Source organism: Microbulbifer taiwanensis (assembly GCF_014904815.1).
Taxonomy (GTDB): Bacteria; Pseudomonadota; Gammaproteobacteria; order Pseudomonadales; family Cellvibrionaceae; genus Microbulbifer; species Microbulbifer taiwanensis.
Map to the genome: position 1 here is coordinate 43,749 of NZ_JACZFR010000036.1, position 26,985 is coordinate 70,733.

Annotated in this window: 23 protein-coding genes; 14 read left to right on the forward strand and 9 right to left on the reverse strand. The window is 61.7% G+C overall.

Annotated elements, in window-relative coordinates; translation table 11 throughout:
* Positions 1-115 precede the first annotated feature (115 nt).
* Positions 116-574, reverse strand: a complete 459-nt coding sequence (locus IG627_RS13810; RefSeq protein WP_193192959.1) for a MarR family winged helix-turn-helix transcriptional regulator — start codon at positions 572-574, stop codon at positions 116-118.
* A 331-nt stretch (positions 575-905) separates the two neighbouring features.
* Here IG627_RS13810 and IG627_RS13815 point away from each other — a divergent pair, with 331 nt between their 5' ends.
* The gene (locus IG627_RS13815; protein WP_193192960.1) at positions 906-3,413 is read left to right on the forward strand and encodes a TonB-dependent receptor; all 2,508 of its coding nucleotides are present in this window, start codon (positions 906-908) and stop codon (positions 3,411-3,413) included.
* Positions 3,414-3,593: 180 nt separating this feature from the next.
* Here the strand turns inward: IG627_RS13815 and IG627_RS13820 are convergent, their stop codons facing one another.
* Genes IG627_RS13820 through IG627_RS13830 form a run of 3 tightly spaced genes read right to left on the reverse strand, consistent with a single transcriptional unit; the run spans position 3,594 to position 5,386 of the window.
* Entirely contained in the window at positions 3,594-4,370 is a 777-nt protein-coding gene (locus IG627_RS13820) for an alpha/beta fold hydrolase (RefSeq protein WP_193192961.1), read from the reverse strand.
* On the reverse strand, positions 4,354-5,187 hold the full coding sequence (map, locus tag IG627_RS13825) for a type I methionyl aminopeptidase (protein ID WP_193192962.1): 834 nt from the start codon (positions 5,185-5,187) through the stop codon (positions 4,354-4,356). The genes IG627_RS13820 and map overlap by 17 nt, the downstream gene beginning before the upstream one ends.
* The gene (locus tag IG627_RS13830) at positions 5,180-5,386 is read right to left on the reverse strand and encodes a ParD-like family protein (protein WP_193192963.1); all 207 of its coding nucleotides are present in this window, start codon (positions 5,384-5,386) and stop codon (positions 5,180-5,182) included. The genes map and IG627_RS13830 overlap by 8 nt, the downstream gene beginning before the upstream one ends.
* A 144-nt stretch (positions 5,387-5,530) precedes the next feature.
* Here IG627_RS13830 and IG627_RS13835 point away from each other — a divergent pair, with 144 nt between their 5' ends.
* From IG627_RS13835 to IG627_RS13850, 4 genes are all read left to right on the forward strand, one after another.
* Positions 5,531-7,246 (forward strand): phytoene desaturase family protein, encoded by a 1,716-nt coding sequence (locus IG627_RS13835; protein ID WP_193192964.1) that lies wholly within the window; start codon positions 5,531-5,533, stop codon positions 7,244-7,246.
* Complete coding sequence (locus tag IG627_RS13840) at positions 7,247-7,681, forward strand: acyl-CoA thioesterase (RefSeq protein WP_193192965.1); 435 nt, start codon at positions 7,247-7,249, stop codon at positions 7,679-7,681.
* 114 nt (positions 7,682-7,795) lie between these two features.
* Positions 7,796-8,458, forward strand: a complete 663-nt coding sequence (locus tag IG627_RS13845; protein ID WP_193192966.1) for an RluA family pseudouridine synthase — start codon at positions 7,796-7,798, stop codon at positions 8,456-8,458.
* A 318-nt stretch (positions 8,459-8,776) separates the two neighbouring features.
* On the forward strand, positions 8,777-9,193 hold the full coding sequence (locus IG627_RS13850) for a hypothetical protein (RefSeq protein WP_193192967.1): 417 nt from the start codon (positions 8,777-8,779) through the stop codon (positions 9,191-9,193).
* A 122-nt stretch (positions 9,194-9,315) separates the two neighbouring features.
* On the opposite strand, the gene IG627_RS13855 is transcribed toward IG627_RS13850, so the two are convergent.
* The gene (locus tag IG627_RS13855) at positions 9,316-11,661 is read right to left on the reverse strand and encodes a Tex family protein (protein ID WP_193192968.1); all 2,346 of its coding nucleotides are present in this window, start codon (positions 11,659-11,661) and stop codon (positions 9,316-9,318) included.
* 285 nt (positions 11,662-11,946) lie between these two features.
* Here IG627_RS13855 and IG627_RS13860 point away from each other — a divergent pair, with 285 nt between their 5' ends.
* The 9 genes from IG627_RS13860 to IG627_RS13900 all read left to right on the forward strand — a co-directional run bounded on the left by IG627_RS13860 (position 11,947) and on the right by IG627_RS13900 (position 21,781).
* Positions 11,947-13,194: an efflux RND transporter periplasmic adaptor subunit gene (locus tag IG627_RS13860; protein ID WP_193192969.1), complete on the forward strand. Its 1,248-nt coding sequence runs from the start codon at positions 11,947-11,949 to the stop codon at positions 13,192-13,194.
* A gap of 2 nt (positions 13,195-13,196) precedes the next feature.
* Entirely contained in the window at positions 13,197-16,334 is a 3,138-nt protein-coding gene (locus tag IG627_RS13865; protein ID WP_193192970.1) for an efflux RND transporter permease subunit, read from the forward strand.
* A gap of 230 nt (positions 16,335-16,564) precedes the next feature.
* Complete coding sequence (locus IG627_RS13870) at positions 16,565-17,299, forward strand: 16S rRNA (uracil(1498)-N(3))-methyltransferase (RefSeq protein WP_193192971.1); 735 nt, start codon at positions 16,565-16,567, stop codon at positions 17,297-17,299.
* An 83-nt stretch (positions 17,300-17,382) separates the two neighbouring features.
* Positions 17,383-17,748, forward strand: a complete 366-nt coding sequence (locus IG627_RS13875; RefSeq protein ID WP_193192972.1) for a hypothetical protein — start codon at positions 17,383-17,385, stop codon at positions 17,746-17,748.
* An 8-nt stretch (positions 17,749-17,756) separates the two neighbouring features.
* Positions 17,757-18,404: an HAD family hydrolase gene (locus IG627_RS13880; RefSeq protein WP_193192973.1), complete on the forward strand. Its 648-nt coding sequence runs from the start codon at positions 17,757-17,759 to the stop codon at positions 18,402-18,404.
* Positions 18,405-18,476: 72 nt separating this feature from the next.
* Positions 18,477-19,091: an OmpA family protein gene (locus IG627_RS13885; RefSeq protein WP_193192974.1), complete on the forward strand. Its 615-nt coding sequence runs from the start codon at positions 18,477-18,479 to the stop codon at positions 19,089-19,091.
* A gap of 331 nt (positions 19,092-19,422) precedes the next feature.
* On the forward strand, positions 19,423-19,767 hold the full coding sequence (locus IG627_RS13890; protein ID WP_193192987.1) for a YciI family protein: 345 nt from the start codon (positions 19,423-19,425) through the stop codon (positions 19,765-19,767).
* Positions 19,768-19,950: 183 nt separating this feature from the next.
* Positions 19,951-20,361: a VOC family protein gene (locus IG627_RS13895; protein ID WP_193192975.1), complete on the forward strand. Its 411-nt coding sequence runs from the start codon at positions 19,951-19,953 to the stop codon at positions 20,359-20,361.
* Between the two features lie 169 nt (positions 20,362-20,530).
* Positions 20,531-21,781, forward strand: coding sequence for an RNA polymerase sigma factor (locus IG627_RS13900; RefSeq protein ID WP_193192976.1), 1,251 nt, complete (start codon positions 20,531-20,533; stop codon positions 21,779-21,781).
* Between the two features lie 76 nt (positions 21,782-21,857).
* Here the strand turns inward: IG627_RS13900 and metF are convergent, their stop codons facing one another.
* The 4 genes from metF to IG627_RS13920 form a co-directional block, all read right to left on the reverse strand.
* Positions 21,858-22,694: a methylenetetrahydrofolate reductase [NAD(P)H] gene (gene metF, locus IG627_RS13905; RefSeq protein WP_193192977.1), complete on the reverse strand. Its 837-nt coding sequence runs from the start codon at positions 22,692-22,694 to the stop codon at positions 21,858-21,860.
* A gap of 126 nt (positions 22,695-22,820) precedes the next feature.
* Positions 22,821-24,206 (reverse strand): adenosylhomocysteinase, encoded by a 1,386-nt coding sequence (gene ahcY / locus IG627_RS13910; RefSeq protein WP_193192978.1) that lies wholly within the window; start codon positions 24,204-24,206, stop codon positions 22,821-22,823.
* Positions 24,207-24,374: 168 nt separating this feature from the next.
* Positions 24,375-25,595: a methionine adenosyltransferase gene (gene metK / locus IG627_RS13915; protein WP_193192979.1), complete on the reverse strand. Its 1,221-nt coding sequence runs from the start codon at positions 25,593-25,595 to the stop codon at positions 24,375-24,377.
* A gap of 258 nt (positions 25,596-25,853) precedes the next feature.
* Positions 25,854-26,828 carry a metalloregulator ArsR/SmtB family transcription factor gene (locus IG627_RS13920; RefSeq protein ID WP_193192980.1) on the reverse strand — a complete coding sequence of 325 codons (975 nt, stop codon included), beginning with the start codon at positions 26,826-26,828 and terminating at the stop codon, positions 25,854-25,856.
* Positions 26,829-26,985 lie beyond the last annotated feature (157 nt).

The following is a 26,985-nucleotide window of genomic DNA, read 5'->3' on the forward strand; positions in this document are numbered from 1 at the left end:
GAAAGTTATCGCGATAACTGTAATCGCGATAATCATTTTTTACTATCGTGTTGATAGCTTCCGTTGAAGGTAGTCGCTGGCGGGGGATTTGCGAGGAAACTGGAAGGGTGACGTATCAGTCAGAGTTCTCGGTGAGACTGTTCAGGGCCCGGCGCACGGCCTCTATCTGTGTTTTCAGCCGTTGCACCGCCGCCCGGTCGAGGCCGGTGGCGCGCAGCACCTGCGAGGGTATGGTGTGCGCCTGGCGCTGCATGGATTTGCCGGTGGCGGTGAGCTGCAGGTGGACGCGGCGCTCATCCCCGGGATCGCGGCGGCGATCGATCAGGCCCTGGGCTTCCAGGCGTTTGATCACCGGGCTCAATGCGCCCTTGTCCTGGCCCAGGCGCCGGCCCAGCTCGGTGGCGGTGATGCCGTCTTCCTCCCACAACACCAGCATCATCAGGTACTGCGGGTAGGTGAGTCCCAGCTTCTCCAGCAGGGGTTTGTACATCTTGCTTATGGCCAGGGAGGTGGAGTAGAGGCTGAAGCAGAGCTGGTTGTCGAGTTTCAGGTCTTCGAATTCGGATTTGGCCATGGGCGCGCTCGTTGTATGGCTGGCAATCCTGTGCAGTTTAGCGCAATGGGAATGCCGGGTTTAGCGGTTGGCGACACTCGCCGGAATTGTCGAGCGCAGTCTGCCTGATACTGGTACATCCGTATAGCCAGCGTAAAACCCATGTGCTAATTTCAATGCGCTGTTTCGAAAAAAATTGCGGAGAAAATAATAACGAATTTCGCTGCAGTAACTGGTACGCGAACATCTGCGTACCAACTTTTCGTTGATTATTTGTATTTCTCCACAGGCGGTTGCGCGCCATAAATGGCCCCGCCGCGCAGAAAATAAAAATAACCCTATGGAGAGATCGATGAACAATGCCAAGTTGATTGGGCGGCATCCCCTCGCGCTGGCGATTGCTGTTGCCGGCAGTCTCAGCGCCCAGGCTTTCGCCGAAGAGCTGGCGCTCGAAGAAGTGACGGTAACCGCGCAGAAGCGCGAACAGAATGCGCTGGAAGTGCCTGTGACCGTGGATACCTTTTCCAGCACCGATATGGAAAATACCAATGCGCTCAAGCTGAGCGATATGGCCGACTATATTCCCGGTTTTGAGGCCGGCAGCAGTGTTACCCAGTCGGCACTGAGTATCCGCGGTATCGAGAGCCCCAGTATCAGCGCCGGCGGCGATCCGTCGGTGGCAGTCTTCTACGACGACGCCTATGTACCCAGCCCGGCCACTTCCATGTCGTTTACCGATATGCAGCGGGTGGAGGTATTGAAGGGGCCGCAGGGCACGCTCTTCGGGCGCAACGCTGCCGCCGGTACGGTAAACATGGTGCCCAACCGGGCGCAGGCGGATTTCGATGCTTTCCTGTCTGCCCGCCTGGGAAACTTCGGCCTGCAGCAGTTGGAGGGCATGCTCAACACGCCGCTCTCCGACAGTTTCTTTGTGCGCGGTAACCTGATGAGTTACCAGCGCGACGGCTATGTGGAAAATGTCTATCCCGGCGGCGTCGACTCGGGGTCCGAAGATATCCTGACCGGGCGCCTCTCCGCCTGGTGGGATATCACCGACAACACATCGGCGCAGCTCTCCTACGATTGGGATGAAGTGGACAGTGCACCGCGCCAGGCTATCGGTGTCAGCCCCTACAGCTACAGTATCGATCCCTTCGAGCGCAAGGTGGAGAACGACGTGATGGAGGGGGAGGAGACCCGCTCCATGTCCACCGTCAACGCCAAGCTGATGCACAGTTTCAATGACCGCTGGAGCATGAAATGGGTGTCCAGCTATCGCCAGTGGGAAACCAGCAATCGCGAGGAGGAGGACGGCACCGCGGAAATCAGCCGCTACCTGGACACCAACAATATCTTCGATTCGGATATCGGCTACCACGAGCTGCAGGTGAATTTCAGCGGCGATAAGGTGACTGCGGTCATGGGGGCCAACTACTCCCGCGAGAATATCTACCAGAGCACCGATGTCACCGCCACCGCCAGCTCCGTCACGCGGTTGGTCACCACCGATATCGTCAACAATCCCGAACTGCGCGCGCAGATCGCCGGCGGCGCGGCCCTGTCCGCCGGCGGCTTTCCGGGGGATGGCGGTATCGGTGATATGGCGGCCGGCCAGGCACTGGCGGCCCTGGACAGTGTCGATCACCTGTGGGAGGCGGACGACTGGGCCACCTTTACCACCCTGGTTGCGCCGGCGATGGGGCTCACCGGCCCGCTGCCGCAGGTGGACGACTACTACGATGCGATTGCCTACAATGTCCTCGGTACCGGCATGCTGTTCGGTCCCTCATTCGCCGGCCGCAACTGGGTCGAGCGGGTGGAGAACGAGGGCGACTTCACCAACTGGGGCGTCTATTTCGATATGGACTATGCGCTCACCGACAGCATCAATATCCTCGCCGGCCTGCGCTACAGCACCGACGAGAAATCCTTCAGCTGGCTGACGCCGGGTACCAACTACCGCGACATACGCCCGGGTATGGAAGAGGTGATCTTCTCCACTGCCGACGACTACAACGTAGGCCAGGGTGTGCGCGAGGCGCGCGAGGAGTGGAGTGCGACCACCGGCCGGCTGGTCGGCCAGTACCATTTCTCGGAAACCGCCATGGCCTTCCTGTCCTACTCCACCGGCTACAAGTCCGGCGGTTTCGATTCCCTCAACCTGCTCACCGCCGATACGCCGATCGAGCCGGAGGAAGTGGACAATATCGAGCTGGGCGTTAAGGGCGATCTTGTGGAAAACCTGCTGCGGGTACAGGTCAGCTACTTCGACATGACCGTGGACAATCGCCAGCGCAGCGTAGAGAGCAAGCCGCCGGGCTCCGCCAATGCGTTGCCGCGCGTGATCAACGGTGACCAGCAGTTCAACGGCTTTGAGGTCACCGTGGACTGGCTGCCGCTGGATACCCTGCGCCTGGGTATGGTGACCACGGTGCGCGACGAGGAGTCCGAATGGGATCCCTTCTATGATGCAGAAGGGGAGCTACAGCAGGATCGCGACAAGTCCTCGGTCAATACCGCCTACACGCTGGTCGTGGACTGGGCACCGGCGATCCCGGTCGGCGCCCTCAATGTGCACCTGGACTATATCTACGCGGAGAATACCGACGAGCTGGAGCCGGGTTATCTGGAGAGTTTCAGTGAAATCGACGGCGTCGGTGAGGACGACAAGCGCCTGAACGGGCGCATCAGCTGGATGAGCGGCAACGGCAGCTACGAGCTGGCATTCTGGGGCCGCAATCTGCTCGACAATGGGCGCGCGGATATTCCCAGCGGCCGCACGCTGGATGTGTTCGGTACGCCCTACACGTCCATCTCCGAGCCGAGAAGCTACGGCGCCGAGCTGCGCTATAACTTCTGACCCGCAACTCGTCACTCCGGCGCAGGCCGGAGCCCAGCGGGCCCGGCTGCACTACTGCAGTAGGGCCCTTTTAGGTTTGCCAATAAGGGGGCCGTGATTCTTATCGGCAAAAAGGAATCATGGCTGCAACCGATAGACACCGGTACGCCAGTCGCGGCCATAGTTTGTCGCGGGATTTCACTAATTGCCGATCTGTGAAAGGTGCTCTCTCACCAGTAGCATAAAGTGATCTGGATTTTCCTGTGGCAACATATGGTTGACATCGGGAACGCAGAGCAGTCTGGAGCCATTGACCGATGCACTGACAGAGGCGCAGGTGACCTTGTTCAGGTGTCTGCTTTGCGAGCCAAAGGCAATGGTGGTGTCGACATTTATTTCCCCCAGTGAGTCCGCATCCAGTTGTGGCTGCTCACTCTGGTTCAATTGTAGGGGCAGCGTATAGGCTTTGCTGAGTTGCTGCTGTCGATAGAAATCTGCCTGGGAACTGAAGTAGCCTTTCCGGTTTGCGGAGGCATCCATTAACAGTTCAACGGCCAGGGGCAGATCGCCTTGCTCTACGGCCTGGAATATCGGTGCAAACATCGCGTTCGCATCGGCCAGCCAGGAATTCATCTTTTCTTGTGGCACGGATCCCGGATATCCCGGTTCGTACAGGAATACGCTCGCAACCGCACTACCGTGTCTTGTCAGAGTATTCAGCACGACATCTGCACCGTATGACCATGCCACTATGTGCGCCGGTTCGTGCAGGGATTTCAGAAAACCAGCCAGGTCGTCAGCGTGGGTGTTCAAGCCGAAGCTGCAGTCTTCGGCTGCGTCGAAGTGGCGCAGTGTTACGGCGCGGGCATCATATTCCGATTCGATGTTTGAGATATGGGGCTGCCACATCCGGGCATCGGCAAGTGCCCCGTGAACAAAAACGATGCACTCTCCCCGGTCTTTACTTACTCGGTTCACTTCTTACTACCTTGTTTATCGTGTTACTGCTGTGATCGGCTGTGGAACGCACCTCCTCAGCGCGGAGTGTAAGTACTTCACAGCCATCAGTGGTGACCAGCACCGTATGCTCCCACTGCGCCGACAGCCTGCCGTCGCGGGTCTCAACCGTCCAGCCGTCCTTTTTGGTTTTGGTCTTGCGGTCGCCCTGGTTGATCATCGGCTCTATGGTAAAGGTCATGCCCTCCTGTAAAAGGGTGCCGCTGTTGGGGCGGCCGTAGTGGAGTACCTGGGGCTCCTCGTGCATTTCCCGGCCTATCCCATGGCCGCAATACTCGCGCACCACACTGTAGCCGCGCCCTTCGGCGTGTTTCTGTATCGCATGGCCGATATCGCCCAGAGTTGCGCCGGGTCTGACCGCGTCTATGCCCTTCCACATGGCCTCGTAGGTTGTGTCCACCAGCTGCTTGGCCACCGGAGCCACGCCGCCGATCATATACATCTTGCTGGAGTCGGCGATAAAGCCGCTTTTTTCCAGGGTGATATCCACATTGACGATATCGCCGTTTTTCAATAACTGCGACGCCCGCGGCATGCCGTGGCAGACCACCTCGTTGACCGAGGTGTTGAGCGAATAGGGATAGCCGTACTGGCCCTTGCTGGCCGGCCTGGCCTGGAGCTCCCCGACGATAAACGCCTCGACCCTGTCGTTGATCTGCATGGTGGAAACGCCGGGGGCGATAAAGTCATCCAGCATGGCGAAGACCCGCGCCAGCAGCCGGCCGGCGTCGCGCATCAGCGCCTGCTCGGCGGTGTTTTTGATTCTGATGTTATTCACGGGTCAGTTCTTCCAGCGTCGGCGTCTGTGCGCGCAGCAGCTTCTTGCACAGCTGGTTGTAACTCAGCTCCGGATTGAGCTCCGCCAGCATGCCGATCTTGATCCAGAATTCCGCCTGCGCATTGATGGAGCGCGTCATGGCAGTGCTCGCCTTGCGTATCTCGTCGTGCAGCTCTTCGGAAATTTTGACTATACCCATGCGCTTTTGCCCCTAGCTGAATATACAAATCATATATAAATTATATAAAGCGGGCAAAGGGCTTTACGATATGCAATTTGTTGCATAACTGATTTTGCGACGTTAAGGTGGAGCAATAACAACAGCAATAGCCGTGAGGCCGCTATGGTCCAGTCAGCAGAAACTCCGCGCAGCGCTCCCAAACCCAGCCGTCTTCGCATAGGCAGGCGCTACAGGCCCGGCCGCCTCGAGGGTCCTTACGATGCGCTGGTGATAGGCTCGGGGATCGGTGGCCTGACGACCGCGGCCATGCTGAGTGCTGCCGGCAAGAAGGTGCTGGTACTGGAGCAGCACTACACCGCCGGTGGATTCACCCACGCCTACGATCGCAATGGCTACGAGTGGGATGTGGGGGTGCACTATATCGGCGATGTCGGCGAGCACCCGACGGTCACCCGCAGGCTGTTCGATTTCCTCTCCGCCGGCAGGCTCAAATGGGCGCCGATGGATGCCACCTACGACCGCATCTGCATCGGCGACGAGCAGTACGACCTGCGCGCCGGGCGCGACGAATTTATCGATGAAATGGTGCGGCGCTTTCCCGGCGAGCGGGCAACCATCGAGGAATACCTGCACCGGGTCAATGCGGTGGCCAAGGCCATGCCGCTGCGGACTGTGGAAAAACTGTTGCCGCGTTGGTGCGGGCCCGCGGTCCGCCTGTTGCGCAGATTGCGCGAGCCGTCATGGCTGAACAAAACCACCTATGAAGTGTTGCGCCAGCTGACTGACAACGAACAGTTGATAGCGGTGCTGACCGGCCAGTGGGGCGACAACGGTATGACGCCCAAGACCGGCAGTTTCATCATCCACGCGCTGATAGTCCGGCACTATCTGTACGGCGGCTACTACCCGGTTGGCGGTGCCAGCCAGATTGCCGAGACGATCATTCCGCAGATACAGAAGTCCGGCGGCGAGGTATTCACCTACGCAGAGGTGGAAACCATACTGCTCGACGGCAACCGCGTGCGTGGGCTGCGCATGGCGGATGGCACCGAGATAGAGGCACCGCTGGTCATTTCCGGTGCGGGGGTTTTCAATACCTTCGAAAAACTGTTGCCGCAGAGCGCCAGTGGGCAGGCCGGCTACAGTCGCGACCTGGAAAGCGTGCAGCGTTCAATGGCCCATGTCTGCCTCTATATCGGCCTGCAGAAGACCGCCGAGGAGCTGGGATTGCCGAAAACCAATTACTGGCTCTACCCGAGCGCCGACTACGATGGCGAGGTGCAGAAGTTCCTCGAAGACAGCGAGCGGGAAATCCCCCTGGTCTACATCTCCTTCCCGTCCGCCAAGGACCCCAGTTTCATAAAACGCTACCCGGGCCGCGCCACCATCGAGATAGTCGCGCCGGGCAAGTACGAGTGGTTTGCCCGGTGGCACGACCAGCCCTGGGGCAAGCGCGGCGACGAATACGAGGCGCTGAAGGAAAAATACAGCCAGCGCCTGCTCGAGCACCTCTACAAACACTTCCCGCAGCTGCGCGGACAGATAGACTACTGCGAACTGTCCACACCGCTGTCCACCGACTACTTCTGTTCCTACCCGCGCGGCGAGATCTACGGCCTGGACCACGATCCCAATCGCTTCGAGCAGCCCTGGCTGCGCCCGCAGAGCCGCATCAAAGGACTCTACCTGACCGGACAGGACATCATGAGCTGCGGCGTCGCCGGCGCCATGATCGGCGGCGTGGTTACCGCGCAGAGTATTCTCGGCTGGCGCAGGGGCGTGTCCCTGTTGAAGCGCATTCTGGCCGCGCCGCTCAAGGTCAGTGATGAATCGCCGGTGGCGGACAGTATCGATGGAACGGCTGCGGAAAATCAGTAGATGAATGGCCCCAGACCAATATCGCGCGAGCGCTACCGGGTCTTTTACCCCATCAGCACCCGCTGGCAGGACAATGATATCTACGGTCATGTGAATAACGTGACCTACTACTCCTATTTCGACTCGGCGGTAAACCGCTACCTGATCGAGGAGGGCGGGCTGGATATTCACCACGCGCCGGTGGTGGGCTATGTGGTGAATTCCAGCTGCGACTACCGTGCCGCGATTGCCTATCCGGAGGAAATCGAGGCGGGGCTGCGGGTGGAGAAGCTGGGCAATAGTTCCGTGACTTATGGAGTAGGGATCTTCCGGCGCGACGGGGAAGAGGCCTGTGCGGTGGGCAGCTTTACCCATGTGTTCGTGGATCGGGTGGAGAACCGGTCGGTGGCGATTCCGCCGCGGATCAGGATGGCGCTGGAAGCGCTATTGAAGTAGACAGTTTCGCGGTTGCGGATACTATGTTCGCGGCCATCCGCCCATGGCCGCGATCGATTTTGAGGCTTCACCAAAGCCGCAGTCTTATTAGATGTTTGAAGCTGGAGAGAGCAGTTGCGGCCATACCGCCCACCCACAAAGCCCTACCTGGCGGTCGTCTACGCCGATGAGTCGCTGTTAGTGCTGGACAAGCCCTGCGGCCTGCTCAGCGTGCCCGGGCGCGACCCCGCCCACCGCGACAGCCTGGCCAGTAGGGCGCAGGCGGAGTACCCGGGTGCACTGATAGTGCACCGCCTCGATATGGATACCTCCGGCCTGGTGGTGATGGCGCGGGACCCCGAGGCACACCGAAAACTCAGCGCCCTCTTCCAGAACCGATTGGTAGAGAAAAAGTACCTTGCGAAAGTGTGGGGGGAGCCGGAAGCGGAGACGGGGGAAATCGACCTGCCGCTGATCTGCGACTGGCCCAACCGCCCGCGGCAGAAGGTGGACTATGAAGTTGGCAAGCCATCGCTGACCCACTGGAAGAAAATCGCCGCTGCCCGTAACTGCAGCCTGATGGAATTGCAACCAGTCACCGGGCGCTCGCACCAGCTGCGGGTGCACCTGCAGGCGATAGGTCACCCCATTCTCGGCGATCCCTTCTACGCCCATCCGCAAGCACTGGCGGCCGCGCCGCGACTGTTGCTGCACGCGGCGGAGCTGACCCTCAACCATCCGGAAAGCAGGAAGCGGATGCACTTTACCAGCGCGCCGGATGAAAGCTTACTTCAATAGTGGCGGCAGTGGTTAATCGGCCAGGGCGAATACGAGATTCGTCTTTGCGTACCGCCTCCAGTGCAAAATTTGTGCGGTTCCGCTTAATTTTCGACATAGAAACAATGCCGGTGAAAATATCCATGCTTTCGTTGAAAGGGTTGGGCGCTGTGTTCGTTGACGCCGCAGTGCCTTTGGCTGGGTATGTCTCATTTGTGGATTGACCATGTATCCGCCCTTGACGCTCTCAACCTGTGAGCACAGTATTGCCCGCCCGTTTTCTGCCATGACTTTGGCGTATTGTCGGGATGTTTAGAAAAAATACTTTGGGAAAATGTAATGCTTAAAAATGCACTGGCTACTTGTATGTTTGCCGCGGCCTTTACACTAGGGGGATGCGCCACCATATTCGATGGCTCCAATCAGGACATAATGGTGTCGACGCTGAATGACAGCTCTCCAGAGTCAACGCAGTGTCAGATTCGGAATGAGGAAGGTGAATGGCGTGTTGTGGCCAATACCACGTCCGTAATCCATAAAGACGGCAATCAGCTGGAAGTGGAGTGTGAAAATGCTAGCCAGAAGGGTGTTGGCTCTGCGAGCCCGAGCTTCCAGGCGCAGTGGTTGCTGCTGGACCTGGTATGGGATGCCTGCATCCTGACCGCGTCCTGCATTATTGATGGCGCTACTAACGCTTTCTACAAGTATCCGTCGACTGTGGTGGTCAATATGGCGGATAAAGAAGGCGTCGAATAATCTGGCAGGTTTTCGCGCCGATAAAAAACGGATGCAATCGCATCCGTTTTTTTATTGGTCGACGGTAAAGGCTGCACTGCTCACCGCGATCGTAAAAGCCATGCGAGCCCGGATACCCAGGGCTATTTCTTCTTGCCAGCCATGGCCGCAGCGAGGATGTCGCCCATACTGCCGCGACCGCCACTGTTTTGCTGCTGGCGACTCTTGTTGTTGTGTCGCTGCGCCTGGCGGCTCTCGCGGTGGTCGCCCTTCTTGACGCCGCCGCTGCCCTGTTCTCCCGGCTCGTCGCTCATGCGCATGGACAGGCCGATACGCTTGCGCGCCACGTCCACTTCCATCACCTTGACCTTGACGATGTCGTTGGCCTTGACCACTTCGTGCGGATCCTTGACGAATTTCTCCGACATCGCGGAGATATGGACCAGGCCGTCCTGGTGCACGCCGATATCGACGAAGGCGCCGAAGTTGGTGACGTTGGTGACTGTGCCTTCCAGCACCATACCCGGACGCAGGTCCTTGATGTCCTCCACGCCCTCTTCGAACTGGGCGGTGCGGAATTCCGGGCGCGGGTCGCGGCCGGGCTTTTCCAGCTCGGCGATGATATCGGTCACCGTCGGCATTCCAAACTTGTCGTCGGTGTAGTCGGCCGGGTTCAGGCGGCGCAGGAAGGCGGAGTCGCCGATCAGACTGTTGATCTCGCGGCCGTTCTTCTCGGCGATGCGCTTGACCACCACGTAGGACTCCGGGTGTACGCCGGACCTGTCCAGCGGATTCTCACCGCTGTTGATGCGCAGGAAGCCCGCCGCCTGCTCGAAGGCCTTGGGCCCCAGGCGCGGCACTTCTTTCAGCTGGTTGCGGTTCCTGAAGGCGCCGTGCTGGTCGCGGTAGCTGACGATATTGTTGGCGATGGATGCGCTCAGGCCGGACACCCGCGACAGCAGCGGTGCTGAGGCGGAGTTCAGTTCGGCGCCGACGCCGTTTACACAGTCCTCGACCACCGCATCCAGGGAGCGGGCCAGCTGGGTCTGGGATACGTCGTGCTGGTACTGGCCAACGCCGATGGACTTGGGCTCGATTTTTACCAGCTCGGCGAGCGGGTCCTGCAGGCGGCGGGCGATGGAAATGGCACCGCGGATGGTCACGTCCAGGTCCGGGAACTCGCGCGCGGCGAATTCGGAGGCGGAGTACACCGAGGCGCCGGCCTCGTTCACCATGACCTTCTGCGCGCTGAGCTTGTACTGCTTGATGGTGTCGCCGACAAATTTGTCGGTCTCGCGGCTGGCGGTGCCGTTGCCGATGGCGATCAGGCCCACGTCGTACTTGGCGCACAGGGCGGCGATGACCGCGGCGGATTCCTGGATACGATTCTGCGGCGGTGTGGGGAATATGGCGGTGTGGTCGAGCAACTTGCCAGTGGCGTCGACGACGGCCACCTTGACGCCGGTGCGCAGGCCCGGGTCCAGGCCGATGGTGGCCTTCTGGCCCGCCGGGGCGGCCAGCAGCAGGTCCTTCAGGTTGCGGGAGAAGACCTTGATCGCCTCCTCTTCCGCTTTCTCGCGCAGCTCGCCCATCAGGTCGGTCTCGAGGCTGGTCAGCAGCTTGATGCGCCAGGTCCAGCGCACCACTTCACCCAGCCACTTGTCCGCCGGGCGGCCCTGATCCTCGATTTCCACGTGCCTGGCGATCATCGTCTCGCAGGGGTGGCCCTGGGTCGGTGCGCGCTCTTCGTCGTCCTCCAGGCCCAGGCTGATGGCCAGCACGCCCTCGTTGCGGCCGCGGAAGATGGCCAGGGCGCGGTGGCTGGGCACCTTGGCCCAGTCTTCGGCGTATTCGAAATAATCGCGGAACTTGGCGCCCTCCTGCTCCTTGCCGTCCAGTAATTTCGATTTCACCTGGCCGTCGCGCTTGAGGAATTCGCGCAGCTTGCCCAGTAGCTCGGCATCCTCGGCGAAGCGCTCCATCAGGATGAACTTGGCACCGTCGAGGGCCGCCTTGATGTCCTTGACGTGCAGGGAGGCGTCTTCGTTATCGGTGTTGAGGTACGGCTGGGCTTCCTCTTCCGGGTTCAGGGAGGGGTTGCCGAACAGCGCATCGGCCAGCGGCTCCAGGCCGGCTTCGATGGCGATCTGGCCCTTGGTGCGGCGCTTGGGTTTGTAGGGCAGGTAGAGGTCTTCGAGGCGATTCTTGGTGTCGGCGGCATTGATCTGCTGCGCCAGCTCCGGGGTCAGCTTGCCCTGCTCGTCGATGCTCTTGAGGATGGCGGCGCGGCGCTCCTCCAGTTCGCGCAGGTAGCGCAACCGCTCTTCCAGGGTGCGCAGCTGGGTGTCGTCCAGGGCGCCGGTGACTTCCTTCCGGTAGCGGGAGATAAACGGCACTGTCGCGCCCTCGTCCAGCAGCGCCACCGCTGCGGAAACCTGTTGCGGGCGTACGTTGAGTTCTTCGGCAATTCGGGCGTTGATATCCAGCATCTTGTTTTTAAATCCGTACTGCGGGCTTCTACATCTGCATGGGCGCACGGGGGGCGTCCATACGGGGCAAATTCGGTGGGGCATTATGCGCGAGGCGCGCGCAGTGAGAAAGGTTTGACCGCGGTCTCTCCCTCGCGGCCTGGTTATTTGCGGCCATTTGCGGCGAAGTGCAGCCGCTTGCGACAGCCTGCATCCAAAATGGCTTCCCTCGTCGTCGAACTCCAGTAGAATGCGCAACTAGCTAAATTTTGATCAATTTCCGTCCTGTCCGGGTTGAGGGTATTTGTGAAAATTTCCAACAAAAACAAGTTTTTGGCGATTGTTGTTATCGCCGGCGTCGCCGCCATAGCCTTGGTATCGGTCCTGGCACCGAAACCTGAGGAAAAAGTTGCCGAGGCGGCGGTGCCGCCTGTGGCCGATGTCCTCTACGCCGAGCCGGGCCGCCAGACATTGCTGGTGCCCAGCCAGGGTACGGTGCACGCGCGCCACGAGATTGAGGTGGTGGCGCGGGTCGGCGGTGTGATCGAGAGCGTGAACGATGCCTTCGTGCCCGGCGGCTTCTTCGCCGATGGTGACTCCCTGGTACAGATTGAGTCGGCGGACTATGCGCACCAGCTGACCCGCGCCGAGGCGCAGCTGGCCAATGCCAAGTCCACCCTGGCGCAGGAGCAGGGCCGCGCCAAGCAGGCCAAGCGCGAGTGGCGCGACCTGGGCAGCAAGGCTGCCAACGACCTCTTCCTGCGCCAACCGCAACTGTCTGCCGCCGAGGCCGCCGTGGCCGCCGCCCGCGCCGACCGCGACCAGGCCAGGCTGGACCTGCAGCGCACCCGGGTGCAGGCGCCCTTCGCCGGCCGTGTGGTCGAGACCTTCGTCGACCTGGGCCAGTACATCACCCCCGGCACCAAACTGGCCAGGATTCACAGCACCGGTATCGCCGAGGTGCGCCTGCCGCTGACCGACCACCAGCTGTCCCTGCTGGACCTGCCCCTGGGCCAGTCGATTAAGAATGGTCCGGCGGTGCGCCTGGCTGCACAGATCGCCGGCCGGCAGCGCGAGTGGCGCGGCGAGATAGTGCGCACCGAGGCCAGCATCGATCCCAACAGCCGTTTCGTCTACGCGGTGGCCCAGGTACAGAACCCCTACAAGGGCGAGGCACCGCTGGTGAACGGTCTCTTCGTCGAGGCGGATATCGCCGGCAAGACCCTCGACAACATCATTCGCCTGCCGCGCCAGGCCCTGCACGAGGGCGACCACCTGCTGGTGCTGGATGCGGAGAACAAACTGGTATTCAAGGATGTGCAGCTGCTGCAGGCGGTGAAAGAGGAAGTCTGGGTGCGCGGCGATGTCACCCCGGGCGAGCGCGTCATCGTATCCAGCCTCGGCTACTCCCGCGAGGGTATGGTGATCACTGCCAATCCGCTGAACGAAAAGCCGACCGGCCTGTTGCTGGGCGAAGAGGGCGATGATGCCGACTCGACCGCCAGTGCCGCCGCTGCCAATCCGGCCGCGGGCGTCGCGCAGGGGGCGCGCTGATCATGCAGGGCATCATTCAATGGTTCGTTCGCAACAGTAAGGCCGCCAACCTGCTGATGATCATGATCCTCATCGGCGGCGTATTCGGCATTTCCCATATCGGCCGCGAAGTGTTCCCGGCCATCAATCCGGGCATAGTGCGCGTCGATATCAGTTACCCGGGCGCCGGCCCGGCGGAAGTGGAGCAACAGGTCACCCAGCGGATCGAGCAGGCCATCTCCGACGTCAAGGGCATCAAGGAGGTGAGCTCCTTCTCCCGCCGCAGCCACAGTACCGTGCGGGTAGAGACCGTGGACGGCTACGATGAGCTGCGCCTGCTGAACGACATCAAGGTGCAGGTGGACTCCATCAGTACCTTCCCCGCGGATATCGAGCGCACGGTGGTCTCGCTGGAGGAGTGGTCGACGCAGATAATGCATATCGCCATCGGCGGCCCCGTGTCCCAGCGCCAGCTGAAGGACACGGCGCTGGACATGCGCGACAAGCTGCTGCTGATTCCCGGCGTGCGCCAGGTGGACGTCTGGGGTGATCGCGCCGACGAGGTGTCCATCGAGGTCTCCGAACTGGACCTGCGCCGCTACAACCTGAGCTTCGACGATGTCGCCAATGCGGTGCGCCGCTCCTCGCTGGACCTGCCGGCGGGTATGGTGCGTTCCGACCGCGGTGATATCCAGGTGCAGACCCGCGGCCAGGCCTACACCGCCGACGATTTCGCGCGCATCCCGCTGGTGAGCCGCGCCGACGGCACCCAGCTGCTGCTCGGCGACGTGGCGGATATCGAGGACGGTTTCGAGGAAGAGAGCGGCGTGATCCGCTTCAACGGCAACCCGGCCATGAACCTGCGCGTGCTGCAGGGGGATCCGCTGGATGTGGTGGCCACCGCCGATGCGATCAAGGAATTCATGGCCGAGGCCCGCGAGCAGCTGCCGCCGGGTATGGAGTTCGATATCTGGTTCGACTTCTCCAAGGCCTACGAGGGCCGCATGAACCTGCTGGCCGGCAACGCCCTCGGCGGCCTGGTGCTGGTGTTCGTGCTGCTGATGCTGTTCCTGCGCCCGGCGCTGGCGGTGTGGGTGACCATCGGTATCGCCACTGCCTTTATGGGCGCCCTGTGGCTGCTGCCGGTGACCGGCGTGACCCTGAACATGCTGTCGCTGTTCGCCTTCCTGCTGATCCTGGGGATTGTCGTCGACGACGCCATCATCGTCGGCGAGGCGGTGCACGCGGCCCACGACCGCGGCGTGACCGGCCTGGCGGCGGCGGAAGAGGGCGTGAAGCAGGTGTCCTCGCCGGTGATCTTCGCCGTGGTGTCCACCATGGTGTTCTTCATACCCATGCTGTTCCTGCCCGGCTATACCGCGCAGATGATGCTGTCGCTGCCGGTGGTGGTATTGCTGGCGCTGTTCTTCTCACTGATCGAGTCGCTGCTGATTCTGCCGGCGCACCTGGTGAACCTGAAGCCGGAAAAGCAGGCCACTTCCGGCGCGGGCGTCAAGCTGCAGAAATTGCGCGGCAAGTTTGCCGGTGCCATGAAAGTGGCGGGCGACAAGTACTATATGCCGCTGCTGGAGAAATCCCTCAGCAGCAGCCGCGTCACGGTAATGATCTTCCTGATGGCACTGCTGCTCTCCTTCGCGGTGTTCAAGGGCGGTTATATCGGCTCCTCCTTCTCGCCCAAGGTGCCCTCCGACCTACTGGAGTTGAATACCGTCATGGCGCCCGGCGAATCCTTCGAGGAAGCCAAGCGGGTCATGGAGCAGTTCGAGCGCGCCGGCGACCGGCTGGCGGAAGACAAGGACATGCTGGCGCTGAACAACGGCGTGCCCTTTGTGAAAAACACCATGGTGTTCCTGTGGCGCGGCAATATCCACGTGCTGCTGCAGCTCACCGATGGCGAAGAGCGCGATGTCACCTCCGAGCAGCTGGCGCTGCGCTGGCGCGAATTTATCGGCGAGCTACCCGCCAGCGTGGAGGAGATGAATATCTCCGCCACCATCGGCGAGGACGGTGCCGGCATGTCCGTAAACCTGAGCACCGCCTCCGGCGACATGGCCGAGCTGCGCGCCGCCGCCGACGCGGTGAAGGAAGCGCTGGACGGCTACGCCGGCGTCTACGACGTACGCGACAACCTGACCAGTGCGCGCAAGGATATCGAGATACAGCTCAAGCCCCACGCCACCAATATGGGCATCGGCCTCGCCGACGTGGCCAAGCAGGTGCGCCAGGGCTTCTACGGCGAGGAGGTGCAGCGCATTCCCCGCGGCCGCGAGGATGTGCGCGTGATGGTGCGCTACCCGCAGGAGGAGCGCGCCAGTGAGGAGCAGATGGACCGCATCCGTATCCGCACCAACCAGGGCGAGATCCCCTTCAGCGCCGTGGCGGACGCCGTCTATGTGCCCGGTTACACCACCATCCGCAGGACCGACCGCGAGCGCACGGTGCGCATCACCGCGGAACTGACCCCGGGCACATCCAGCGCCCACGAGATACTGCAGCAGCTGCGCGAGAAGCAGGTGCCGGAGTGGGAGAAGCAGTTCCCCGGCTTCTCCCTGAAGACCGCCGGTGAAATGCAGGAGGAACAGGAATTCAACGGCGCCATCATCGCCTTCTTCGTGCTGTCGCTGTTCACCATCTACGCGCTGCTGGCGATTGCCTTCCGCTCCTACTCGCAGCCGCTGCTGATCCTGACTGCGGTGCCCTTCGGCTTCTTCGGCGCTGTGTTCGGCCACCTGCTGATGGGCCACGATATGAGTATCATGTCCATGCTCGGCTTCCTCGCCGCCGCCGGCGTGGTGGTGAACGACAACCTGGTATTGATGGATCGCATCAACCAGCTGCGTGCCGGGGGCATGGCGGTGATGGATGCAGTGGTACAGGCGGGCCGCGACCGCTTCCGCCCGATTATCCTCACCTCCATCACCACCTTTATCGGCCTGGTGCCGATCATGTTCGAGCGCTCTATCCAGGCGCAGTTCCTGATTCCGATGGTGATCAGCCTCGCCTTCGGCGTGCTCTTTGCCACCGCGGTGACCCTGATCCTGGTGCCGAACCTGTACAAGGTGATCGAGGTGCTGCGCCAGAAAATGGGGGGCCGCAAGGGCGGCGAGGCGCAGGTACATATTTCCCTGGAAAATACCTGATGCCCTGACCTCCCCTCCCCCATTTATGGGACAAATGTGCCTGGAGCAAATTTGGACGCCGAAGGCGCCCGCGAAGCGGGCGAGCGCCAGGGATGGCGCGAGTCACTGGGGCCGGGGGAGAGCGTGCGAGTCCATTGCGCGGCCCCACACTAAGTGCCTAAACTATCCACCAATCAAACGCCGACTCAGAGTCGGCGTTTTTGTATGTCTAATTAAAGGAATTCCCCGGAATGCGCATCCCGCGTATCTTTTCCCCCGAGCCTCTGGCCGGCCGCAGCGAACTGGAACTGGACGAGGCTGCCTCCCGTCACCTGGTCAAGGTGTTGCGCCTGGGCACCGGCCGCCCGCTGGTCCTGTTCGACGGCAACGGCGGCGAGTACAGCGCGGAACTGGTCGAAACCGGCAAGCGGGCGCGGGTGCGTCTGGGGGACTTCAGTAACGGGGACCGCCAGTCGCCCCTGGCGCTGACCCTGGCCATCGGCATCTCCCGCGGCGACCGCTTCGACTGGGTGATACAAAAGGCCACCGAGCTGGGCGCGACGGCAATTCAGCCATTGTGGACCTCCCGCTGCGAGGTAAAACTTTCCGGCGAGCGGTTGCAGAAAAAACTCGCACACTGGCGCCAGATAGCCGCCAGTGCCTGCGAGCAGTGCCAGCGCAACCGCCTGCCGGTGATTGCCGAACCGCTGAAGCTGGCGCAATATCTCGACCGTGCGGAAAGCGAACTGAAGCTGGTGTTGCACCACCGCACCGAGCTGGACCTGCGCCAGCTGGAAAACGAGCGCGGCCGGCCCGAATCGGCATTACTGCTGGTAGGCCCCGAGGGCGGCCTGTCACAGGCGGAAATAGACGCCGCCCTGGGGCGGGAGTTTGTGCCGCTGCGCCTGGGCCCACGGGTACTGCGCACCGAGACGGCGCCGGTGGCAGCGCTGTCGGTACTGCAGTTCCAGTGGGGCGACCTGTAGGGTGCGCCGCGCGCACCATTCGCCCTGTCTGGTGCGCACGGCGCACCCTACCCTTAGTCAGAAACCAAGTTATGGAGAACTCAATGGTCAAACTGATCCTGTGGCTGCTGGGCCTGGCGATCATCGCCCTGTCTGTCGCCATCATCGTACAGCCGCAGCTGGCGCGGACCATCAGTGAGCGCCTGAATGAAACCGGCTACGCGGTATCCGCCTGGGCGCGCATTGTGATCGGCCTGATTCTGCTGCTGATCGCCGACACCCGCGCCTGGAATATCCTCTTCAATGCACTCGGCGTACTGATAGTGCTGGCCGGCGCCTATATGCTGCATATCGGATTCGAGCGCAGCAAGGCGCTGGCGCTGCGGATAGCGCAGGGCAATGAGAATTTCCTGCGCGTCAGTGGTGCCGTGGGCGTTCTGCTCGGCCTTCTGCTTATCTCGGCGAGCTAGGGGCTCTTATGTTTGCCACCGAACTGGTCATCTTCGATTGCGACGGCGTGTTGGTGGACAGCGAGAGTATTGTCTGCCGCATTCTTGCCGAAGAGATGAACAAGCTGGGTATGGAGACCACGGCCGAGGAACTGGACGAGCAGTTCAGCGGTCGCCCGGCGCAGGACTGCCTGCTGGAAATCGAAACCCGTTTCGGCGGCCCGCTGCCGGACCACTATTTCGGCAATACCGAACGGCGCATTCGCGAGGCGTTTCACGCGGAGCTGGACTCGGTGGCCGGAATCGAGGACCTGCTCGACCACCTGCTGCAGATCAACCTGCAGAGCTGCGTCGCCTCCTCCGGCTCCCACGAGAAGATGCGCGTGACTCTCAACAAGACGGGTCTCTACGAGTATTTCGACGGGCGCATCTTCAGTGCCGAAGATGTTTCCCGCGGCAAACCACATCCGGACCTGTTCCTGCACGCGGCCCGGACCATGGGGGTGGAGCCGCAACACTGCCTGGTGGTGGAGGACTCCATCGCCGGGGTCAGGGCGGCGGTGGCTGCCGGCATGCCGGTGGTCGGCTACAGCACCCATCCGGTGCGCGCGCCGCAACTGGAAAAGTCCGGCGCGCGGGTGATCAGCGATCTGATGGCGGTGCTGAATTTCCTCTGAATATCTGCCCCTGTGGGGAAGTTGCCGGCGACACTAGAATTCTGCCGACGCCAGCCAACCGGGAGTACCCCTATGGGCAGCCCCTGCAATTCTCCGTCCCTGGCGGCGGGCCTGTTGCTGGGCACCGCCCTGATACTGGGCGGCTGCTATGACCCACACAAGAAATACACCCTGGATCCGCTCACCGAAGTGAAGGCCAGCGAGGGCGAAGAGGCCGCGCGCGCGGCGGCGCCCTTTGCCGATGAGCTGGTGCGCTATCTGCGTGGGAAACCACGGGACGGCGGCGATACCTTTGTACTACAGCTGGAATTCGAGCCCGGTGGCTTTGCGCCGCGGATGGATACCATTGGCGACCTGGAGGCGCTGCTGGTGATCATGCGCGACTTCCCCGGCCTGCGTGTCGCCGTCGAGGGGCACACCGACAACGAGGGCGAGGCGGAGAAGAACCTGAAACTGTCACAGTGGCGGGCCGACTGGGTGCGGAGCTTCCTGCTGGAGCGCGGCATCGCCGGGGACAGGGTACAGGCCGCGGGTTTCGGCGACACGGATCCCATTGCCGACAATGGCACCCCGGCGGGACAGAAAAAGAATCGCCGCCTGGTGATCCGCATATTGAACTTCGATCGCCAGTCCGCGGCCATATCGGCACCGTCCCCATCAGCACCACCTCGGCTGCATTCCCAATAGATAGGGAATGCGGCGCCCTGCAAAGCCAGTTCCAAAAAATAAATATCGCCCTGTCGAAATCCCTCGTCCCGGCACGACTATTCGCTGAAAGATCCGCTGCGAAGAGGGTGTGGTGAAATACCTGTGCCTGGTTTATCCACAGATACCTGACTATCGAATGCAGCCGGTGGCGTGCCCGCCGCTGGCTGCGGTGGCTCTGGTTCGCGCGCGGGACCTGAATCTGGCCGTCGCACAGGTCGCGACTTTGCTGGCAAAGCGTGATACTGCCGTTATCCGGCGCCTGGTTTCGGCAGATGCCGGAGCCGACCATACAACAAACAGGGAGATGACCATGAAATATCTGTGTCTTGTATACAGCGACGAAGAAAAACTGCACTCGCTGCCGGACAGTCCGGAGGACAGCGAGTGCCAGGCCTATGCCGAGTCGGTCGCCGGCAGCGGCCGCATGCTGGCGGCGGAAGCACTGGAACCGGTGAGCAGTGCCACCACCGTGCGTATGCGCGGCGGCAAGGTGACCATTACCGACGGGCCCTTTGCCGAAACCAAGGAACAGCTGGCCGGCTTTTATCTGCTCGATGCCGGGAACCTGGATGAGGCACTGGAGATGGCTAGCGGCATTCCCGCCGCCCGGGTCGGCAGTGTGGAAGTGCGGCCAGTGCGCCAGCTGCAGGTCTGATTGGCGACCGGCTCCCCTCTCCCACTTGCGGAGACAAATTTGACTAGATCAAATTTGGGCGCCATGGATGGCGCGAGTCAACGGGTTTGGGAAGGGGGATTTGATCGGTGCCGCCTCTCCCTGACCCTCTACTTCAGGGGTGAGGGCGCAAATCGTGGAATTAACCAAGCAAGAGAATCGACTATGAATTTTTCCCCCTACCTGAATTTCAACGGCAACTGTAAAGAGGCATTCGAGTTTTACGCCGAGGTGCTCGGAGGTGAGATTATTGTGTTGTCCACCTTTGCCGAGGCGCCGCCGGAAGCGGATATGCCCCCCGAGGTGAGCGACCAGGTGATGCACGCGCAGCTGAAAGTGGGCGAGCAGATTATTATGGCCTCCGATGCGCCCACGACCTTTCAACCGGCGCAGGGAATGCATATCACCATCGGCGTGGACACGCCGGAAGAGGCCGAGCGGATTTATGAAGCCCTGTCCGAAGGTGGCAATATCATCATGCCCATGGAAGAAACTTTCTGGGCGCAGAGGTTTGCGATGGTTACCGATCGCTTCGGTACTCCCTGGATGGTCAACTGCGACAAGCCCATACCGTAAAACCTTACTGGTTCTCGATTTCTCCAGTAATCTGGTGGAATTTTTTTGATCTGTGGAGGGCGCAAGACCTCCACAGATTTGCACGCGTATTACCGGGTAATCACTGTTATCTTTGATCATTCAATGATTGAATAGCTGCCTCGATTTAAGAAGGACTTGAGGCGGGAATATGACGGACTCGAAGGCCGGCCCGGTACAGTTGAAGCTCGAGGAAATCTATCGCGCTGAGTCGCGCCGCGTGCTGGCCACACTGATCCGCCTGCTGGGGGATTTCGAGTTGGCCGAAGAGGCGCTGCACGAAGCCTTTGCCGCGGCACTCAGGCAGTGGCCAGAGGAGGGGCTGCCGGACAATCCGCGCGCCTGGTTGGTATCCACCGGCCGTTTCAAGGCCATAGACCGGCTGCGCCGCCAGTCCCGCCAGGACCCGCTCACCGAAGAGATGGCGCAGCAGCTGGAGTCCGACAGTGGCGATCCCGCCGACTGGGCTGAGGACAGGGTGGGTGACGACCATTTGCGCCTGATCTTCACCTGCTGCCACCCGGCGCTGTCCATGGACGCGCGGGTCGCGCTCACACTGCGCGAGGTCTGTGGCCTCACCACCGAGGAAATTGCCAGCGCCTTCCTCTCGACCCCCGCCACCCTCGCCCAGCGTATAGTGCGGGCCAAAAATAAAATCCGCAGCGCCGGTATTCCCTACCAGGTCCCCTCACGGCGCGACCTGCCGGAACGGCTCGACGGCGTGTTGCGCGTGATCTACCTGGTATTCAACGAAGGCTATTCGGCCTCCACCGGCGAGGAACTGACCCGCGCCGAGCTCAGCGACGAAGCCATCCGCCTCGGCCGCCTGCTCAACCAATTGTTACCCGACGCGGAAGTACAGGGATTGCTGGCGCTGATGCTGCTGAACGAATCCCGCCGCCTTGCGCGCACCGACAGCGCCGGCGAGCTGGTGCTGCTGGAAGACCAGAAGCGGGAACTGTGGGACAGAAACCTGATCGCCGAGGGCGTGCAGCTGGTAGAGCGCGCCCTGCGCTCGCAGCGCTTTGGCCCCTACTCCCTACAGGCCGCCATCGCGGCAGTACACGCCGAGGCCCCCGGTGTCGAGGAAACCGACTGGCAGCAGATCGTCGGTCTCTACGATGTGCTGCACCGCCTGTCACCGTCCCCGGTGGTGGCATTGAATCGCGCGGTAGCCATCGCCATGCGCGACGGCCCCCAGGCCGGCCTGGATCTGGTTGAAGATATTCTCTCGGGAGGTGAGCTGCAGGACTATCACCTGGCCCATGCGGCCAGGGCCGATCTGTGCCGGCGGCTGGGGAAACTTGCGGACGCCAGGACTTCCTATGAAAGAGCGCTGGAGCTCGCGCGGCAGGAGACGGAAGTGCGGTTTTTACGCAAGCGGTTGTCGCTGTTGGAGTAGCTGGCGGTGGTCCTGTAGATTTATTGATTTCATTGGAAAAAAGCCCGGCAAAGCCGGGCTTCTTCACTACCGCTGGTCACTGACCGAAACCGAGATTTCTGAGGATGGTTGTATTGGGCTCCACCTGATTCATCGTATAGAAATGCAGGCCAGGCGCCCCACCTTCCAGCAGCGTTTCACACAGATCACTCACCACTTCCAGCCCCAGCTTTCGGATATCCTCCGGGTCGCGATAGCTCTCCATGCGATGACGCAACCAGCGCGGGATTTCCGCACCGCAATTGCGCGAGAAGCGCGCCAGGTTGGCGAAATTGGTGATTGGCATAATGCCCGGAATGATGGGTGCGTCTATACCGGCCTTTTCGCACTGGTCGATAAAGTAGAAATAGGCATCCGGGTTGTAGAAGTACTGGGTCAGGGCGCTGTCGGCGCCGGCCTCGAACTTGCCCTTCAGGTAGCGGATATCGTCGTCGTAGCTCTCGGATTCCGGGTGGATTTCCGGATAGGCGGCCACTTCCAGGTGGAAGTGATCGCCGGTGTGGCGGCGGACAAAGGCGACCAGTTCGTTCGCATAGACCAGCTGTGCCACCGCGCCCATGCCGGACGGCATGTCGCCGCGCAGGGCGACGATGCGATCGACACCCGCTTCCTGGTACTGCTTCAGCAGGCCGAGGACAGTCTCCTCATTGTCGCCACCGAAGGACAGGTGCGGGGCTATGGAGATGCCGTCGCGGCGCAGGTTGGTGACGATATCCGCGGTGGTCTCGCGGGTGGTGCCGCCGGCGCCGTAGGTGACGGAGAAGAACTCCGGGTTGAATGCCTGCAGTGCTTCTCTGGTTTTGTAGAGTTTTTCCCGGCCCTCGGGGGTCTTGGGCGGGAAGAATTCAAAGCTGATGCGAATTGAGTCGGTCATGATGCCACTTCCTTTCCCCGGTCTTCTGGATTCCGGCCTTCGCCGGAATGACGACACTAAGTTCGTCATGCCGGCGCAGAGCCTGTGTCGGACTTGATCCGGTACCGGCATCCAGTTCGGGGTTGATTAATACTTGTAACTTTCCGGCTTGTAGGGGCCGTCGACGGAGACACCGATATATTTGGCCTGGTCTTCAGTCATGCGGGTGATGACGCCGCCGAAGCCCTCGACCATGTAGCGGGCCACCTCCTCGTCCAGCTGCTTCGGCAACACCTTCACGTAGAGTGCGGAAACCTTCTGGTCCGCCGGCAGCTCGGCAAATTTCTCCTGGAACAGGTGAATCTGGGCCAATACCTGGTTGGCGAAGGAACCGTCCATAATGCGGCTGGGGTGGCCGGTGGCGTTGCCCAGGTTGACCAGGCGGCCCTCGGACAGCAGCAGCAGGTGATCGTTGGTGTCGCTGTTGCGAATAATCTTGTGCACCTGCGGCTTCACTTCCTGCCACTCCCAGTGCTTGCGCATAAAGGCGGTGTCGATTTCGTTGTCGAAGTGACCGATATTGCACACCACAGCGCCGCTCTTCAGCGCGCTCAGCATATTTGCGTCGCAGACATTGGTGTTGCCGGTGGTGGTAACGATCAGGTCGGTATTGCCCAGCAGCTCGTTGTTGATGCCGTCGGCGGTACCGGTGTTGACGCCGCCCTTGTAGGGGGACACCAGCTCGAAGCCGTCCATGCAGGCCTGCATCGCGCAGATGGGATCCACTTCGGAAACCTTGACGATCATGCCCTCCTGGCGCAGGGATGCGGCGGAGCCCTTGCCCACGTCACCGTAACCGATGACCAGCGCCTTCTTGCCGGCCAGCAGGTGGTCGGTGGCGCGCTTGATGGCGTCGTTCAGGCTGTGGCGGCAGCCGTACTTGTTGTCGTTCTTGCTCTTGGTGACGGCATCGTTGACGTTGATCGCCGGCACTTTCAGCGTGCCCTCGCGCAGCATGTCCTGCAGGCGGTGCACGCCGGTGGTGGTCTCCTCGGAAATGCCGTGACAGTTGTCGAGAATCTGCGGGTACTTGCGGTGCAGCAGTTCGGTCAGGTCGCCGCCGTCGTCGAGAATCATGTTCGGCTGCCAGCCGGCTACGTCGTCGCCCACGGTGCGCTCCAGGCACCACTCGTATTCCTCTTCGGTCTCTCCCTTCCAGGCGAACACCGGGATACCGCTGGCGGCGATGGCCGCGGCGGCGTGGTCCTGGGTGGAGAAGATGTTGCAGGAGGACCAGCGCACTTCCGCGCCCAGCGCGACCAGGGTCTCGATCAGTACCGCGGTCTGGATGGTCATATGAATGCAGCCCATGATGCGCGCACCCTTTAACGGCTGCTCGGCCCGGTATTTCTCGCGCAGGGTCATCAGCGCCGGCATCTCACCCTCGGCGATTTCGATCTCGCGGCGGCCCCAGTCGGCCAGGGAAATGTCGGCTACTTTGAAGTCTTTGAATTCGGTGCTCATCTGGTTCATTACTCAACCTGGTAAATTGTTTGTTCTAGCTGGTGCCTGGCTATTTATCGGTTCGTCATACCGGCCCAGGCCGGTATCCAGTATCGAGGCACCTAGATTCCGGCCTGCACCGGAATGACGAAAAAATGTGAATAGGAGCGGCCAAAGGCCGCGCCTAAAGTTTTTCTCTTAAAGCCCAGTCTGCGCGCGCAGCGCCTCGGCCTTGTCGGTTTTCTCCCAGGGGAAGGCGGTAAAGGTCTCGCTGCGCTCCTCGCCGTTGCCGTCCACCCAGTGGTAGGTGTGCTGGAAGGGCTCGCGGCCGAAGTGGCCGTAGGCGGCGGTCAGCTGGTACATAGGGTGCAGCAGGTCCAGCGCCCTGGAAATCGCGTAGGGGCGCAGGTCGAAATTCTCGCGCACCAGCTCGATCAGTTTGTCCTCACTTACCGCGCCTGTGCCGAAGGTGTTGATGGACACCGAGGTGGGCTCGGCCACGCCGATGGCGTAGGAGACCTGGATTTCGCAGCGCTTGGCCAGGCCGGCGGCGACGATGTTCTTGGCCACATAGCGGCCGGCGTAGGCCGCGGACCTGTCCACCTTGGACGGGTCCTTGCCGGAGAAGGCGCCGCCGCCGTGGCGGGCGGAGCCGCCGTAGGTGTCGACGATGATCTTGCGCCCGGTCAGGCCGCAGTCGCCGACCGGTCCGCCGATCACGAACTTGCCGGTGGGGTTGATGTGGTACTTGGTGTCCGCGTGCAGCCACTCGGCCGGCAGTACATGGTGCACGATCAGCTCCAGTACCGCCTCGCGCAGATCATCCTGGCTGACGTCCGGGTTGTGCTGGGTGGACAGCACAACCGCGTCGATGGCGCAGGGCTTGCCGTCTTCGTCGTAGCGAAAGGTCACCTGGCTCTTGGCATCCGGACGCAGCCACGGCAGCAGACCGGACTTGCGCACTTCCGCCTGGCGCTCCACCAGGCGGTGGGCGTAGTAGACAGGTGCCGGCATAAAGGTGGGGGTCTCGTCGGTGGCGTAGCCGAACATCAGACCCTGGTCGCCGGCACCCTGGTCTTCCGGTTTGGCGCGGTCGACGCCCTGGGCGATATCCACCGACTGCTTGCCGATCACGTTGATCACACCGCAGGTCTCACCGTCGTAGCCGACATCCGAGGAGGTGTAGCCGATATCGGTGATGACCTTGCGCACCAGGTCTTCCAGGTCGACCCAGGCGCTGGTGGAGATCTCGCCGGCGATCACGGCGATGCCGGTCTTCACCAGGGTCTCACAGGCCACCCGCGCCTGCTTGTCGCGCGCCAGCAGCGCGTCCAGTACCGCGTCGGAAATCTGGTCGGCGATCTTGTCCGGGTGCCCTTCGGACACGGACTCCGAGGTAAACAGTCTGTATTCACTCATGTGGTGCTCTCCAATTATTTCGCCGCGGCTGGTCCGTTTAAGCCCCCGCAGGCGTTCCATTTATTCCGCTACTCTTGTGTTCGTCATACCGGCGCAGGCCGGTATCCAGTTTTGTGCCACCTGGATTAGGTAGCGCTCCTGCGCCACGCCCTTCGGGCCATTCGCTTCGCGAATGCTCGCTACGGCATCCATGCCTTCGCAGTCCGGCCTGCGCCGGAATGACGATAGTGCGCTGAAAAGGCGGTCGGAATTTCGCCCTTACGGTTTCAAAAACTCGCGAATCTGAATCTGAAATCCGTTACGCAGCGCGCTGTAAACGCTGCGCCCGTTTATCAGGCCGGCATCCTCGGCCCAGCCCTGCAGCTGCTCCGGTGCGAAGCCAAGCCACAGGTCGCCGCAGGCCTCGCGGGCCCAGTCCTGGCGGTGGTCCTGCAGCTCCGCCACCAGCAATTGACCATTGGGCTTCAGCGCCGCCTGCAGGTCCTGAAGGATCTGCGCCGGTTCCGGGGTGTGGTGCAGCACCATATTCACCACGATGCTGTCAGCGCTCTGCGGCCGCGCGGCGGCCTCGCGGGTGTCGCCGCAGATAAACTCGATGTTCTGCAGCTGCCGTTCGCCGGCAAACTGCTGCGCCCGTTCGAGCATGGTGCGGGAAAGGTCCAGTGCCGTGACCCGCTCGAAGCGGCCCGTCAGCTCGGCCAGGAATTCCCCCTCGCCGGGACCCACTTCCAGCGCCGCGGCGCCGGGATTCAGCAACTGCGCCACCTGGGGGCCGTAGACCTCGTAGCCGGCGATCAGCTCCTGCTGTTCGCGGAAGCGGTTGCCGTAGTCGGCGAAGAAACGCCGCGAAGCCTCGGCGCGCTCCCGCGCCACCTGCTCCACGGCCTCGGCCAGCTCGGGGCGCAGCGACAGCCGATCCAGGCCGGCAAACAGCGGCTGCAGGCCGTTGTTGTCGCTGCTGCGGCGGTAAAAGAGATTGTTGCCTTCGCGCCGCTTGCTGACCAGCCCCGCCTGGGCCAGCACCTTCAGGTGGTGGGAGAGCGCCGGCTGGCGCAGGCTGAAAATGCGGCACAGCTCCAGCACGCTGTAGGAGTCCTGGCTCAGCAGGCGCAGTATCTCCAGGCGCAGCGGATCGCCGGTGGCCTTCAGGCGCGCGGCCAGCTGCGCTATGTCGCCACCGGCACCCTTTTCGGTGATCGCGGCGCTATCTGGAGATTGCTGGGATTGAAGCATGGCGGGGAGTCTAGCAGTGGATGAGCTCTATATCAAAATTTTTTGATGTAGTTGCATAAGTGGATTTTGATGCAGTTTTCCGGTGTGACCGCCTGCCCGGCAGCGGGTCGATATTGCCGGTCAGCGCATTTGGGTCGTGCGGCCTTTGCGCCCGGCG

Excerpts from the sequence above, each read along its gene's own strand:
- IG627_RS13810 (WP_193192959.1), bottom strand. The coding sequence starts at position 574 with ATGGCCAAATCCGAATTCGAAGACCTGAAACTCGACAACCAGCTCTGC.
- IG627_RS13815 (WP_193192960.1), top strand. The coding sequence starts at position 906 with ATGAACAATGCCAAGTTGATTGGGCGGCATCCCCTCGCGCTGGCGATT.
- IG627_RS13830 (WP_193192963.1), bottom strand. The coding sequence starts at position 5,386 with ATGGGTATAGTCAAAATTTCCGAAGAGCTGCACGACGAGATACGCAAG.
- IG627_RS13835 (WP_193192964.1), top strand. The coding sequence starts at position 5,531 with ATGGTCCAGTCAGCAGAAACTCCGCGCAGCGCTCCCAAACCCAGCCGT.
- IG627_RS13840 (WP_193192965.1), top strand. The coding sequence starts at position 7,247 with ATGAATGGCCCCAGACCAATATCGCGCGAGCGCTACCGGGTCTTTTAC.
- IG627_RS13850 (WP_193192967.1), top strand. The coding sequence starts at position 8,777 with ATGCTTAAAAATGCACTGGCTACTTGTATGTTTGCCGCGGCCTTTACA.
- IG627_RS13855 (WP_193192968.1), bottom strand. The coding sequence starts at position 11,661 with ATGCTGGATATCAACGCCCGAATTGCCGAAGAACTCAACGTACGCCCG.
- IG627_RS13865 (WP_193192970.1), top strand. The coding sequence starts at position 13,197 with ATGCAGGGCATCATTCAATGGTTCGTTCGCAACAGTAAGGCCGCCAAC.
- IG627_RS13870 (WP_193192971.1), top strand. The coding sequence starts at position 16,565 with ATGCGCATCCCGCGTATCTTTTCCCCCGAGCCTCTGGCCGGCCGCAGC.
- IG627_RS13875 (WP_193192972.1), top strand. The coding sequence starts at position 17,383 with ATGGTCAAACTGATCCTGTGGCTGCTGGGCCTGGCGATCATCGCCCTG.
- IG627_RS13880 (WP_193192973.1), top strand. The coding sequence starts at position 17,757 with ATGTTTGCCACCGAACTGGTCATCTTCGATTGCGACGGCGTGTTGGTG.
- IG627_RS13885 (WP_193192974.1), top strand. The coding sequence starts at position 18,477 with ATGGGCAGCCCCTGCAATTCTCCGTCCCTGGCGGCGGGCCTGTTGCTG.
- IG627_RS13890 (WP_193192987.1), top strand. The coding sequence starts at position 19,423 with ATGAAATATCTGTGTCTTGTATACAGCGACGAAGAAAAACTGCACTCG.
- IG627_RS13895 (WP_193192975.1), top strand. The coding sequence starts at position 19,951 with ATGAATTTTTCCCCCTACCTGAATTTCAACGGCAACTGTAAAGAGGCA.
- IG627_RS13900 (WP_193192976.1), top strand. The coding sequence starts at position 20,531 with ATGACGGACTCGAAGGCCGGCCCGGTACAGTTGAAGCTCGAGGAAATC.
- metF (WP_193192977.1), bottom strand. The coding sequence starts at position 22,694 with ATGACCGACTCAATTCGCATCAGCTTTGAATTCTTCCCGCCCAAGACC.
- ahcY (WP_193192978.1), bottom strand. The coding sequence starts at position 24,206 with ATGAACCAGATGAGCACCGAATTCAAAGACTTCAAAGTAGCCGACATT.
- metK (WP_193192979.1), bottom strand. The coding sequence starts at position 25,595 with ATGAGTGAATACAGACTGTTTACCTCGGAGTCCGTGTCCGAAGGGCAC.
- IG627_RS13920 (WP_193192980.1), bottom strand. The coding sequence starts at position 26,828 with ATGCTTCAATCCCAGCAATCTCCAGATAGCGCCGCGATCACCGAAAAG.